Here is a 10,439-nt window from a genome sequence, read left to right as displayed (position 1 = left end):
CGTCCAGCTCCACAATGGTTCTGCGCCCGAAGATGTCCACCGACACCCTCAATCGGCCCGTCCGATCATCGATAGCCTCAACGTTGCCGTTGAAAGACGCCAATGCGCCATCCTTGACACGAACTACGCCGCCAATCTCGTAGACCATGCTAAGCGCGCTTGCGTCATCGCCTCCGAAGCCGGTGATGCAGTCTGCGAAATTCTGCAAATCCTCAGGGCTGATCGTCATGTGCCCGCCGCCTGGACGCTGGACAACGCCTGAGCGACCGTAGCCCGTCAGATCGTCATAGACGCCGGGATGGCTTTCGACGTGACGCAACTCCTGCCAGTCCTTCACGCCGACAAAGATCAGCCTACGCAGGACCGGGATCAGGGCAAGCCGGACTTTGCCGATTTCCGACACTAGCCGGATCGCCTCACGGGCTTCAAAGACCGGCGTGCCGGAAGCAGTGATCTGCTCGGTCGCCTTAGTCGCCCATCGCGGTAGCGTTCGGATCACGTACCATGTCCGGCTGTGATCCACCTCAAATCGATCCTGACGCTCTCTGGCAGCCATATAGGCGCCGGCCCTGACAGACTGCATGTTGACGGCGACAGCCCGCTTGACGGCCTTCTTACGCGATCTCTCGCGAGCTTTCTCACGACGGAGGGCGCGGCGCTGCTTGTTGGTCATCGCTTGGTGCCCTTCGCGGTGTCAGCCCAATCGGACATGTCTCCGACGCGGTGGTCGATGAAGCCGAAAGCGTGAGTATCGTGGCGCTTCTCGTTCAGCCGGAAACAAACGAAGCCTGTCCCTCGATAGGCGCGCATGCTGTAATCGCGCTTCTGAGGCTTGCGAATGGGCCTGCCGCTAGGGTGCTTGCCCTTCATATCGCGCTCTCCTCAGTGGATTTGGATTTGATAGCGGCTTCACGATCACGAAGCTCAGATTGAGCACGGAGACGGTCTGCGTGGACGGTGCTCATGATTGACCACCTGCCGCCCTCTCGGCGGCCTCGCGGGCTAACCGCGCGGATCGGCGGGCGGCCAGTTCGTCAAGGAAGCCCGGCGTAAATGAGCGAGGTGCTGGCCTAGGGTCATGCACGTCATCGCTTGGGAGCAACGCTGCCTTCAACATTTTTGCAACGACATCCTCACCCGGCCTAGACACCGGAGGTGCTGCTTTCGGCCTCGTGGCTTTGGGGCGGCCAACTTCTGCCGAGAGCAAGATACGAAGCTCACGCTCTTCCATCCGCATCTGGCAGAACATCTCCGTGGCTGCCTTAGCCAATTCCGGCGCCTGCGGCGGGAACGCCGTATTCGCCCATTTGAACTGAGCCTTGTTCCAAGCCCGGCAGGCTCGGCTCACCGCCTCAAAGGGCAGGTGGTCAACAGCATCCACAAAGTTCGCGAGGGTGGCCGCGAAGGTATCCCGGTCTAGGCTGCGGAGTTGTGAGAACCCGAAAGCGAAGCCATGCAGCTTGTCTTCCAGGGCTGACCGCTCTCCGGGCTGAAGGGCATCCAGAACGATCTCTCGCCGGCCCTCCAACCAAACCCGCTCCTCATCCGTAGGCGCGGCGAGTGGGAAAATCATGTACCGTCCCGGTGTCACCTCGGTCAGGCCACGGTTCATCCCGTCGAGCCGCTGGCGAGCCACGGCTGGCATCGGCGGAATCATCACGTTGGCCGGTCGGGAAGGGTTGGAGGTCCAGGTCGAAGGAAGGTTCACGGCTACGCTCCATCTGACGGGCGGCGGCTTTCTCGTGGGCTAGGGCGGTAAGGCCGGAGACGCGCTGACCGGGCGGGGGACGGCTCGGCGGGGTCGCTGGGCGCTGCGGCAGCTCGTCGTTCCACCGATCGCCGTTCAGCCACGTCGCCGGATGCGGTACGTATCGGGGATCAAGCATCCAGCCAGTCAGACGAGCGCAACCGGCGATGATCACATCGAAGGGCGTCTCATCGGCGCGCCAGATGCGGTCAAGCGCTTCGAAAGCTTTTTTCTTGGCGGTGCGGCGAGGGTAGGCATCCCAGAACAGTTCGCGGTAGTTCGGTGGCCAAAGATGCTTGCGCTCGCGCTCAGAAGAACCCGAACGTAGTGAGGGATCTGAGTTATTTCCTTTTTCTAATTTGTCCCGCTCCTGTCCCGCTCCTGTCCCGCCAGTGTCCCCCTTGGTGTCCCGCTTGGTGTCCCGCCCCTTATCGGATTTGGGCTGAATTTCATCGTAATAACAGATTGTTATGACGGTCGGCTCTGTCCCGCTATCGCGCTTGAGCATGTCCCGCTTTTCGAGCCGACCGATGAAGCGGTCGACACGCGACTTCGACCACTGCCAAAGATCAGCCAGGAACCGGATTGAGTGGCACGTCTGGCCGCGCTCAAGAGACACGACCTCATTGCCTACGCGCCGGTCATGCGCGGCATAGGCCGCCTGTCCAACTAGCCAGACGTAAGCCTGAGCCTCTGTGAATGGCTCATATGCGAACGCGGGGTTGTTCCAGATGTCACGCCTGACGGCGTAGGTGCCACAGTCGCTCATGACAGCCATTCCTCGGGCGTCCGCGCGCCCTTGCTGCGATTACAGGGCTTGCAGGCGACGCAGAGATTGTTCGGCTCATTTTCGCCGCCGCGGCTGTACGGAACGACGTGGTCGATCTCGAACGGGCCGTTGAAATCCCCACAGTAGGCGCAGACGAGGCCATCGCGCTCAATGACTGCGTTCTTGATGGCGACCCAATCGGACGGCAATTCGCGCTGAGGCTTGCCGAAATACTCACGCTGAGCGGCCAGCGTCTGCTGGCGGGCAATCTCGGCATGAGTGTCCGGCACGTCATACCGATCCCTGCCAAGCGCGATCACATGCCCATCGCTCGCAAGCCCGGCCAGCGCCGCTGAGACTTGCTTGACTGATAGACCTGTGCGCCGATGGAGCGACCGCTCGGTCTCCATGACCGGGCCACTTTTCTCCATCACGCGAAGCATCAGCACCGTGTAGACGAGCGCTTCGTTCGGCTGCATCAGCGAGAGCGTGACACCCAACTTGAGCGGGTCACAGCGAAACCAAGGGGGCTTACCACCCATAGCGGTCTAAGCCTCCTTGTTGGGGTTGGATTTGACAGCGGTATCAGCCACTTCCTGCCAGTCACGGCAGCCAAGACCCCAAAGGCTCTCTCGGCCGTGGGCCGGCTCACCTTGACGGATGATGTACTTGACGTGGAGAAACTGCTCGCCGACGCCTAAGATCTGAATGATCGTCAAACCGCAGCCATCATCGCCGACGATTTGTGTTCCGATCGTCCAGCCGCGTTCTCGGCAAATCTCTGCGGGGCTGCGCGGATCCCTAAGGGTGCCTCGGATCATGCGGTCACCTCAAACAGCAGCTTCGGTTCTGTGGGGTGCATGTCGACGCGGGGGCGGCTTGACCGTGACCACGACTTCCCGCCGCGTTCGCCGATTAAGCGCCATCCTGAGGCCAGCAGAGTCGTGCCTGGCTCAGACTTTAGGATGTACGTGCCGATCTGGCGGTAGCCGAGGGCGAAGCCAGCACGAGCTGCGGCGCCGTACAGGAACGAGCAGGCGTTGCGCGTGCCATCTGTGCAGAGGCGTGTGACCTCAAGCGTCAGGCCGTCGTCACGATGCCGGCTGACCGGGCGCCCGACTATGACGACGCCCACGATCTCGCTGTCGTTCGCGCAGCCGATGGAGAACTTGTGGCCGACGACCGGTGCATGGTGACGATGATGCCGCGCCACGAACACGTTGGCTTCGTCCAATCCGATGGGAAGGGCGCGAAGGGTCATGCCCGCCCTCCCCGCTCGTTCGCATCGGAGCGCAGAACAGCCCTGAAAGCGTTCTGATGATCCCTGACGGCTCGGAGAGTGCGAAGAGCAGCATCCAAAGTTGGAAGGCTCGACGTAATGCAGCCCGTGTCCGGCGGAACGGATCGGCCGGCGTTGATCGCTGCGTTGCGCTGCCGGATCTGCGCCTCACGGCTCAGGTAGATGGCCTCGACCTCGCGGATTTGCTGGTCGATAGTAGGAGGTGGCTCGGCGCTCATGCCTCCCTCCGCACGATGAGGCTGTCAGAAGAGGAAGGGGCTGCCGAGCAAGGACGCTGGGACCGCATCGGGCCGCTAAACCGCGTCAGCTCGACCACCACGTCGTCGGAGGTGCCGTGCCAGTGCAGGCGCGTCTCTTCCGCATCTCTGTCGTTGCTGATGACGCCGTGGGTCTGAATGAGGTCGGAGACCGCCGCTACTGCGTTGTCGAGATCCATCTTCGACGAGGCCGGCAGCCACATCGTCAGCACGTACCCCGTGCCGATCCGGCCAGGACGCTGCTGCGCGAGAAGCCAGCCTGCCGCTGTGAGCCACCGGGTATACGCCGGGCTCAACCGAATACCCCCGCCGCCCTTGCGAAGAGCCCAGACGTCGTTGGACGAGGGCGGGACCGGCAGGCGCAGCACCACCCGGTCGACCGCCTTGCGCTCATGCTGCTCTGCGATCTTGATCGCGACCATGGAGGCTCCGGTTAGAAGGGGCTTGGCGAGGGGCAGTGGCTGCGAACAAGCGCGGCGACATGCTCTTCAGGCGTACGACCAGCCTCTCGGGCTGCGTGGCGAAGCGAGAGCGCCACGTCTTCCGGCAGCGTGATCGTGTGCGGCTCAATCAGTTCAACGGACTGACGCTTGCCGGGGAGGCGGCGGATCAGGCCTCGGGCCTCAAGCTGCATCAGCAGCCGATGGACGGTCGATTTAGCTGAGACACCAAGATCAGCGGCCATCTCTTCATAGGTCGGTACGCGGCCGTGCTGCGCCCGGAATGCTCGAACGACAGCGAGCAGTTCTACCGCCCGTGTCGTGAGACCGAAGATGCGGGCGTCGCCTACTGCGCCCGCACTCATCGCGTCACCTTCGCGGACGAACCCGCGCCCTGTCCCACGTCGCCCATACCGCTCGGGCTAATGATTTGATCAGGCGTCCCATCATCCCCCCGGATTGCTGCTGTCTCAGCCTCTAGGCGCTCACTGTAAGCGTCGAGGCGGTCGCACAGCTTGTTAATATTCAGCCAGTCATGCAGGCCCACCGTGACATCCGGCGACCTGCCGACGACACCGCGGACCCAGGTAGCCGAGCGGCCAAGCGCGTCGCCTATTGACTTGTATGCCCCCATACGAGAACCGATCGCTTTTTCGCGCTTAAGCACGAGAGCGAACAGCGGTTGTCGGGCAAGCTCTCTGGCCTGTTCGACGGTCGTCATACGACGCGATCCTGATTTTGACAGCATCTCGGCAAAATCCCATGCGACATAAGCGGCATAGGAGGGCGATGATGTTGCGAAAGGACAGAACTGTTACGCACGAAAACGCTCAAAACAGCGCGCCGTCCTGGCAAGAGTATTTGGACGCGCTTAGCCGAGAGGGCGATCGCTACCGGCCTGCAAGCCTGCGCAAAGCCCTTGAGAAACGCGATCGGCAGGGCTGCAACCCTATCGACCGCAAGGAGCAGAAGTGATGCCGAAGGGGTCATGCGGACGCCTTCGGCCACTCGACTTGCCAAAGACGGCGAGCCGCAGTCAGAGGCGGCAAGTCATAAGGCAGGATCAACGATTGAGCGGCGAGATCAGCGCGCTTAATGCCATCCTGCACTGTCCGACGATCAAAGCCTCCGCATCTTTTCCCAATAGCAGCGAGGCTCAGTTCGGTTCGGTATCGGCGCAGCAGCCAGAACAGCAGATGGCGGGCCTTCGACCGGTCCCCATGGCCCCGATAGTCGGCCGTGCCATCCTTTCGAAGATCCTTCGCGCCAATTCCCGAGACAACGGAAACGCGCTCCAACATCTTGCATTGGCGCTCTTTCGTGCGCTGACCCAGCCGCGGATTGATGATGTAATAAGCCTGACTGTAACACACCCCCAGTTCATCGGCGATCTCGCGATACGAGAACCCAGAACGATGGAGTCGCTCAGCGAAGGCATTGCCCTTTGGCTTGCGAGGTGTCGCCGCGTTATGCCAGCCAGAACGCATGAGGCCGTTCTTCGGCAAGACGTGCTGCCCGTAGCGATGAGCCGTGCAAAAGCTGACGCCAAGCGCGATGCGGATTTGGCGATAGCTAGCGCCCTCCCTCCGCATCTCCGCAATCCTAGCTTTGATTGCATCAGGGACACCGTTCTTGCGGTACAATCCGCTCAAAAGTTTCTGCGGTCTCACCAGATCACGGGAGACAACTGGCATTACGGGCGGGCCGCGATGCAGGATCGGGCGCAGAGCCTCTATGGTCTGGTAGCCAGCCATCTATGCGCGCTCCTTCTGCGAAGCTTCCGCGAAATCACACAGCTCGTTCAGACGGCGGGCGAGATGTCGGATGCGATCGACCTTGGCCGTCGTCGTGTTGCGGTGCCGGCCGTTCGGGCTCTGCGTCGTCACGTCGATGCGGCCGTGGAGGACGTAGAACCGGATCTGCCCGCCGCCCTCGGTCTCAAAGACCGTCTTGAACGTGGTATCCGTGGTGTCGGTGAAGGCCGTCATCTAGGCGGCCCCCTTGTCTATAATTGCGCCGCCCAGCAGGTTCGTCAGGGCGATGGCGAGCGGCTTGGCGCAGACCCAAGCGTTCTCCTTCATCATGCCGTGCAGCGCATGCGGCATGTGCTCGACAATAGCCTCGGCCATCTCTTCGGCTGCACGGTTCTTGATGTCAGTGTCGAGCTTGGTCGCCTTAGCCTCGGCGATCTCGGCAACGACAGCGACCTGTCTTGCCGGCTCTGCTTTGGCGACCTGCAAAAGGGCCGATTGATTATCGGCAAGCCCCGCTTCGCGCGCGGCTTCCTTAGCCTCCGGCGTAATCGAAGCCACCTGCACGGCTCGCCGAACTTCGCGCTGACCGAGACCGAGATCCCTCGCGACAGCCGAAGCCTCGCCAGGACGCCCCTCTCGCCGAGTTTCGGACAACTTGTCCGAAACTGTAATTTCGCGAAGTCGGACCCACTCGGCGACGTGCTCCGCTCTCTCTTGCACCGTCAGCTCAGTTCGATGCAGGTTCTCAGCGATCTCCTGCTTGCGAGCCTCGACCTCATCTATTTCTGCGACCAGCGTGTCGATGGTCTCCCAACCAAGACGCTTAGCAGCGGCCAGCCGGGTAGCACCGGCCACAAGTACTGGAACACCAGCAATCTCGCGGCCGTCTATGACCATCTCTTCGACCACGCGGACCGATATCGGCGTAAGAAGGCCAGCAGCCGCAAGGGACTCAGCCATCATGGCGATGGATGGCTCGGATACCGCGCGCAGACGATCACCAACATGGATGACATCGACGCCAATCGGCTCGACTTCACGAATTTTCTGCGCGCGGGCCATGACTTATCGACTCCGCTGGTAGGTTTCGACCGCAGGCAGCTCGCCAGTAGACAGGCACTTGGCGATCGTCTGCCGCTTGCATCGCAGGTTCCACGCCCGGATGATCAGTTCCATCGCGACGCGGGGATCGGAACGACGCCGCCGCTTGTCATCAAGCAAGCGGTTACGAACGACAAAAACAGGATCGTCGCTGTTGAGGTTGTCGCCCGTCAGCAGAGCGTCGATGAACGCGGAAGGCTGATCTCCCTCGACGTGAACGCCCAGCGCATCGCGAATGTGATGAAGAGCGACAGCGATAAGCGACTTCGAATACAGCCGTCCGGCCTTCGCGGAAGACGTTACTTTGGCCGCCAAAGCGAGGCTAGCCTGCTTTCTACCAACGTAATCCTGAAGCTGCTGCTTTGTTGGTCGGCGGCTGGAATGTGTCGCGTGCTTCGGGATCTCGCCGTAACGTTCAATCTGCCAGAGATAGGCAGCAATCGCAGCGATGTTGTTGCCGTCCTCAATGCCAGCCATCGTCAGAAAATCGCCCGGCGTTCGGGTGATCTGATTGCTGTCGATGGTCTGCCGTGTCTCCCGCTCCATGCCATAGGCGAGCAGCGTAACGATCGGCATGTCGGCGACGATGCAGGCAGCAAGACGGTGCTGGCCGTCGTTGAGATCACCGTCGCGGGAGACTACGATTGTTTCGCCGTTAGCCTCCCAGCGGCCTTCGCGGATGTCACGAGCAATTGTCTCAATCTGCGCGGCTTTAGGCGTGCGATTATCAGGATTGCGATCAAGCAAGAGATTAGCAAGATCCGGCGTGATCTCGACCATCACAGCGAACGGGCCGTTCCGCTCAAACCGCTGGCTAAGATTTTCGAGAATGAGCCGCGCGGACATAACTGGATCTGCTGGACGCACTACGCTTGGACTGATGGCGCCTTGGGTGTGGCGCGCGCCGCCATTTTGATGTATTGGTTGCATCGCATTGTCCTCACGGCGGCCTGCTTCGGCGGTGCCGCCGTTTTTTATGACCGGCGCCTTGGCGTCCGGGCCGAAGAGCGTCGCCAGATCGGCGAGGGAATGCAGGCGCGGGATCACGCGAACGCCCGGATCGCGCCACACAGGATCAGCACAGCCGCAGCCGGAATGACCGGGGCATTGATGTGCGACCACCGGCAGGCAGTCCAAACCGTCGCTATGGCTGCAGAGGCAAGCCAGAGCTTGAGGATGATGAGGGCGAATGCTGTCATCATGCTGCGGCTCCAGAAAGACGCTTGGCAGCCGCCTGCTCGCGCCGCTGGCCGGAAGCCATGACGGCAGCGAGAAAGTCGTTCGGCGTAACCGCGCCATTTGTGGTTTTCGCGATGCGCTGTTGCATCGTCGGTCGCGGGATCCGTTGGCCATACCGCCACTTGCGGACAGCCCACTCAGACACGTCAGGCCCGAGAAGCTTGGCGAAGCCCTCGTCGGTCAGCGACTTCTCGCGGATGAAGGCATCGAGCTGCATGCCAAAAGGTATATGCCCATGATGGGCACAACGTCAATCGGCAAATGTGCCCACCTTGTGCTCGTTACAGCCGCGCCCAGGCTGGGCACCAAGTGCCTTATGGCGAACAATCTCTCGAAGCTGCGCAACGATCGCGGCTGGTCTCAAGAATTTCTGGCCGAGCGTATGGGGACAACGCGCAATCAGCTCGCCAAGCTGGAGGGCGGCGCGCGCCGGCTATCCAATGTCTGGATAGAGCGTGCTGCACGCGCGTTCGGCGTCGACCCCGGCGCGCTCGTCACGAGCATGGAGGGCGTACCGATCGTCGGTGATGTCGGCGCAGGCGGCCGCATTACTTACAATGGCGAAGAGCAGGGCGGCCACGAGATGGCGGACCGGCCGCCAGAGGCGAGCGAGGGCACTGTTGCCGTGAGGGTGCAGGGTGATTCGATGCCGGGCGTGGCCGAGGATAACTGGCTGATCTACTACGACGAACGGGTGCGCGGTTTCCCAGATGACTGGCTGGGCAAAGTTTGCGTCGTCTGGCTGCCCGACGATCGTGTTTTTGTAAAACGGGTCTTCAAGGGGCGAGATCCTGGCGCATTCGATCTTGTCTCGACGGGATCATACGCTCCACTCCGCGATGAAGAGATCGCTTGGTCGGCGCGCGTGATCTGGATCAAACCTCGCTAGAACGGCAATTCGTCCTCGTCGCCGGGAACGCGGCCGATCTTCACGAGGATCTCGGGCGTGTCGTACTCGCCCATCTCGACGTCCGCTGATCGCGAGATGGCCCAAGCACCGACTGCAATGCCGTCAGCGACGAGGCGCTGAGCCATCGCCTTCGCGGCTTCTGCCGTACCGCACTGACGAATCCTATCCCCGTCAATCCGACCGCTTTTCGTTCGCACGAACGGCTGGACGATGTGCTGCATGCTGTAAGCCAAGGCGCTACTCCCTGTTTGCAACTTCAGGGTAGAACGAAAAGCGAACATCGCAAGTGGCGTGTGCCCAGCCTGTGGATGAGTGTGGATAGAGCGGTTCCGATAAATATGCGGTTTGTGCCCATTATGGGCTTGCAACACGTGCCCACATAGGGCACAACAAGGACATCAGCAGCAGCCGCCACGGAGCGCCGCCGATGTCCAGCCACCTCGCCGCCATTGACCTCTACCTCGCCACCGCGCCGCTGCCGGTAGCCGTCACCTTCATCACTCTCGGCATGCTCACAATCGGTCTTGGGCCGTTCGTCCCGGTCTGGATTGCTGAGCACGTCGCTGCTGCTCGGCGTGGGGAGGCGTGAATGCGCGCCTTCAACGACATCGCACCCTACAGTGTCGGTCAGGCTGGTCGCGGCTACGCAGTTTTCCGCTCGGGCCAGATCATTGAGAGCGGCTTTGACTGCCGCGGCGATGCTGTGTGCTTCGCTCATGACCAACTCGACGACGAAGAGGCTGCCGACGAGGCAGAGCGCGAAGAGACGCGTCGCATCGAAGCTGAGATGCGGGCTGATGAGGCTGCGCTTCTCGCTGAGATCGGGGAGGCGGCGTGATGGGCACCGCTCTCGTTAGTGTCCTAGGCTATAGTCTCGCAGTCGCGATGTTCGTCACCGGCATCAGTATGTTCACCGGAGCAT

Annotated in this window: 20 protein-coding genes; 3 read left to right on the top strand and 17 right to left on the bottom strand. The window is 61.6% G+C overall.

Annotated elements, in window-relative coordinates; translation table 11 throughout:
- The 16 genes from MKK88_RS05975 to MKK88_RS05900 all read right to left on the bottom strand — a co-directional run.
- Nucleotides 1–673 (bottom strand): transcription termination/antitermination protein NusG (locus MKK88_RS05975; RefSeq protein WP_243997844.1); only part of this gene is annotated, 673 nt, incomplete at its 3' end.
- Complete coding sequence (locus MKK88_RS05970; protein ID WP_243997842.1) at nt 670–870, bottom strand: hypothetical protein; 201 nt, start codon at nt 868–870, stop codon at nt 670–672. The genes MKK88_RS05975 and MKK88_RS05970, both read right to left, overlap by 4 nt.
- A gap of 671 nt (nt 871–1,541) precedes the next feature.
- The gene (locus MKK88_RS05965) at nt 1,542–2,516 is read right to left on the bottom strand and encodes a hypothetical protein (protein WP_243997840.1); all 975 of its coding nucleotides are present in this window, start codon (nt 2,514–2,516) and stop codon (nt 1,542–1,544) included.
- A complete protein-coding gene (locus MKK88_RS05960; RefSeq protein ID WP_243997837.1) occupies nt 2,513–3,016 on the bottom strand; it encodes an HNH endonuclease in 504 nt (167 codons plus the stop codon). Before MKK88_RS05960 ends, MKK88_RS05965 begins: the two co-directional genes overlap by 4 nt.
- A 48-nt stretch (nt 3,017–3,064) precedes the next feature.
- Entirely contained in the window at nt 3,065–3,337 is a 273-nt protein-coding gene (locus tag MKK88_RS05955; RefSeq protein ID WP_243997835.1) for a hypothetical protein, read from the bottom strand.
- Nucleotides 3,334–3,777, bottom strand: coding sequence for an XF1762 family protein (locus tag MKK88_RS05950; protein WP_243997833.1), 444 nt, complete (start codon nt 3,775–3,777; stop codon nt 3,334–3,336). Before MKK88_RS05950 ends, MKK88_RS05955 begins: the two co-directional genes overlap by 4 nt.
- Nucleotides 3,774–4,034 carry a hypothetical protein gene (locus MKK88_RS05945; protein WP_243997831.1) on the bottom strand — a complete coding sequence of 87 codons (261 nt, stop codon included), beginning with the start codon at nt 4,032–4,034 and terminating at the stop codon, nt 3,774–3,776. The genes MKK88_RS05950 and MKK88_RS05945 overlap by 4 nt, the downstream gene beginning before the upstream one ends.
- Nucleotides 4,031–4,495: a hypothetical protein gene (locus MKK88_RS05940; RefSeq protein ID WP_243997829.1), complete on the bottom strand. Its 465-nt coding sequence runs from the start codon at nt 4,493–4,495 to the stop codon at nt 4,031–4,033. Before MKK88_RS05940 ends, MKK88_RS05945 begins: the two co-directional genes overlap by 4 nt.
- 11 nt (nt 4,496–4,506) lie before the next feature.
- Nucleotides 4,507–4,878: a LexA family protein gene (locus MKK88_RS05935; protein ID WP_243997827.1), complete on the bottom strand. Its 372-nt coding sequence runs from the start codon at nt 4,876–4,878 to the stop codon at nt 4,507–4,509.
- Entirely contained in the window at nt 4,875–5,234 is a 360-nt protein-coding gene (locus MKK88_RS05930) for a hypothetical protein (RefSeq protein WP_243997825.1), read from the bottom strand. The genes MKK88_RS05935 and MKK88_RS05930 overlap by 4 nt, the downstream gene beginning before the upstream one ends.
- A 265-nt stretch (nt 5,235–5,499) precedes the next feature.
- Nucleotides 5,500–6,267, bottom strand: a complete 768-nt coding sequence (locus tag MKK88_RS05925) for a hypothetical protein (protein WP_243997823.1) — start codon at nt 6,265–6,267, stop codon at nt 5,500–5,502.
- Nucleotides 6,268–6,501, bottom strand: coding sequence for a hypothetical protein (locus MKK88_RS05920; RefSeq protein ID WP_243997821.1), 234 nt, complete (start codon nt 6,499–6,501; stop codon nt 6,268–6,270).
- Nucleotides 6,502–7,329, bottom strand: coding sequence for a ParB/RepB/Spo0J family partition protein (locus MKK88_RS05915; protein ID WP_243997819.1), 828 nt, complete (start codon nt 7,327–7,329; stop codon nt 6,502–6,504).
- Between the two features lie 3 nt (nt 7,330–7,332).
- Complete coding sequence (locus tag MKK88_RS05910) at nt 7,333–8,415, bottom strand: hypothetical protein (RefSeq protein ID WP_243997817.1); 1,083 nt, start codon at nt 8,413–8,415, stop codon at nt 7,333–7,335.
- Entirely contained in the window at nt 8,412–8,570 is a 159-nt protein-coding gene (locus MKK88_RS05905; protein ID WP_243997814.1) for a hypothetical protein, read from the bottom strand. The genes MKK88_RS05910 and MKK88_RS05905 overlap by 4 nt, the downstream gene beginning before the upstream one ends.
- A complete protein-coding gene (locus tag MKK88_RS05900; RefSeq protein WP_243997812.1) occupies nt 8,567–8,824 on the bottom strand; it encodes a hypothetical protein in 258 nt (85 codons plus the stop codon). The genes MKK88_RS05905 and MKK88_RS05900 overlap by 4 nt, the downstream gene beginning before the upstream one ends.
- Nucleotides 8,825–8,923: 99 nt before the next feature.
- On the opposite strand from MKK88_RS05900, the gene MKK88_RS05895 reads away from it, so the two are divergent.
- On the top strand, nt 8,924–9,496 hold the full coding sequence (locus MKK88_RS05895) for an XRE family transcriptional regulator (RefSeq protein ID WP_243997810.1): 573 nt from the start codon (nt 8,924–8,926) through the stop codon (nt 9,494–9,496).
- Here the strand turns inward: MKK88_RS05895 and MKK88_RS05890 are convergent.
- A complete protein-coding gene (locus MKK88_RS05890; protein WP_243997808.1) occupies nt 9,493–9,750 on the bottom strand; it encodes a hypothetical protein in 258 nt (85 codons plus the stop codon). The two genes, MKK88_RS05895 and MKK88_RS05890, sit on opposite strands and share 4 nt — an antisense overlap.
- A gap of 194 nt (nt 9,751–9,944) precedes the next feature.
- On the opposite strand from MKK88_RS05890, the gene MKK88_RS05885 reads away from it, so the two are divergent.
- Together MKK88_RS05885 and MKK88_RS05880 are read left to right on the top strand one after the other, a co-directional pair.
- The gene (locus MKK88_RS05885) at nt 9,945–10,106 is read left to right on the top strand and encodes a hypothetical protein (protein WP_243997806.1); all 162 of its coding nucleotides are present in this window, start codon (nt 9,945–9,947) and stop codon (nt 10,104–10,106) included.
- Complete coding sequence (locus tag MKK88_RS05880; RefSeq protein ID WP_243997804.1) at nt 10,107–10,355, top strand: hypothetical protein; 249 nt, start codon at nt 10,107–10,109, stop codon at nt 10,353–10,355.
- Nucleotides 10,356–10,439: the final 84 nt, after the last annotated feature.

Origin of the sequence: Methylobacterium sp. E-005 (assembly GCF_022829725.1) — a bacterium.
Taxonomy (GTDB): domain Bacteria; phylum Pseudomonadota; class Alphaproteobacteria; order Rhizobiales; family Beijerinckiaceae; genus Methylobacterium.
The sequence above is the reverse complement of the archived record's forward strand: the minus strand, read 5'-3'. Positions and strand labels throughout refer to the sequence as shown.

Bases quoted from the DNA above. Each gene is read 5' to 3' on its own strand.
- MKK88_RS05970 (WP_243997842.1), bottom strand. From the start codon at position 870: ATGAAGGGCAAGCACCCTAGCGGCAGGCCCATTCGCAAGCCTCAGAAG.
- MKK88_RS05965 (WP_243997840.1), bottom strand. From the start codon at position 2,516: ATGAGCGACTGTGGCACCTACGCCGTCAGGCGTGACATCTGGAACAAC.
- MKK88_RS05955 (WP_243997835.1), bottom strand. From the start codon at position 3,337: ATGATCCGAGGCACCCTTAGGGATCCGCGCAGCCCCGCAGAGATTTGC.
- MKK88_RS05950 (WP_243997833.1), bottom strand. From the start codon at position 3,777: ATGACCCTTCGCGCCCTTCCCATCGGATTGGACGAAGCCAACGTGTTC.
- MKK88_RS05945 (WP_243997831.1), bottom strand. From the start codon at position 4,034: ATGAGCGCCGAGCCACCTCCTACTATCGACCAGCAAATCCGCGAGGTC.
- MKK88_RS05940 (WP_243997829.1), bottom strand. From the start codon at position 4,495: ATGGTCGCGATCAAGATCGCAGAGCAGCATGAGCGCAAGGCGGTCGAC.
- MKK88_RS05935 (WP_243997827.1), bottom strand. From the start codon at position 4,878: ATGAGTGCGGGCGCAGTAGGCGACGCCCGCATCTTCGGTCTCACGACA.
- MKK88_RS05930 (WP_243997825.1), bottom strand. From the start codon at position 5,234: ATGACGACCGTCGAACAGGCCAGAGAGCTTGCCCGACAACCGCTGTTC.
- MKK88_RS05925 (WP_243997823.1), bottom strand. From the start codon at position 6,267: ATGGCTGGCTACCAGACCATAGAGGCTCTGCGCCCGATCCTGCATCGC.
- MKK88_RS05920 (WP_243997821.1), bottom strand. From the start codon at position 6,501: ATGACGGCCTTCACCGACACCACGGATACCACGTTCAAGACGGTCTTT.
- MKK88_RS05915 (WP_243997819.1), bottom strand. From the start codon at position 7,329: ATGGCCCGCGCGCAGAAAATTCGTGAAGTCGAGCCGATTGGCGTCGAT.
- MKK88_RS05905 (WP_243997814.1), bottom strand. From the start codon at position 8,570: ATGATGACAGCATTCGCCCTCATCATCCTCAAGCTCTGGCTTGCCTCT.
- MKK88_RS05900 (WP_243997812.1), bottom strand. From the start codon at position 8,824: ATGCAGCTCGATGCCTTCATCCGCGAGAAGTCGCTGACCGACGAGGGC.
- MKK88_RS05895 (WP_243997810.1), top strand. From the start codon at position 8,924: ATGGCGAACAATCTCTCGAAGCTGCGCAACGATCGCGGCTGGTCTCAA.
- MKK88_RS05885 (WP_243997806.1), top strand. From the start codon at position 9,945: ATGTCCAGCCACCTCGCCGCCATTGACCTCTACCTCGCCACCGCGCCG.
- MKK88_RS05880 (WP_243997804.1), top strand. From the start codon at position 10,107: ATGCGCGCCTTCAACGACATCGCACCCTACAGTGTCGGTCAGGCTGGT.